The organism is Bacillus cereus group sp. BfR-BA-01524 (assembly GCF_022662595.1).
GTDB classification, from domain to species: Bacteria; Bacillota; Bacilli; order Bacillales; family Bacillaceae_G; genus Bacillus_A; species Bacillus_A thuringiensis_S.
Genome location: NZ_JAKUDW010000406.1, coordinates 1 through 247, shown reverse-complemented (window position 1 = coordinate 247; position 247 = coordinate 1). Strand labels below are relative to the sequence as shown.

Sequence of the window (247 nt, the reverse complement as noted above, 5' to 3'; positions counted from 1 at the left end):
ACGGTTAGCTTCTTCCTGAGCTTTACGTTGAGTCTCTTCTTGAGCCTTACGGTTAGCTTCTTCCTGGGCTTTACGTTGAGCCTCTTCTTGAGCTTTACGGTTAGCTTCTTCCTGAGCCTTACGGTTAGCTTCTTCTTGAGCTTTACTGTCAGCTTCTTCCTTACTCTTTGTGTCTGCTGTATCTTTTTTAGTATCTTGTGAAGTGGCAATTTTGGTGTCTGCCTTTTGTACAGTTTGATTGGAAGTT

At 42.9% G+C, this 247-nt stretch carries 1 pseudogene; it reads right to left on the bottom strand.

What is annotated here, in order from left to right:
• Positions 1-247, bottom strand: a pseudogene (locus MR170_RS31660) (protein TolA); the annotation flags it as partial.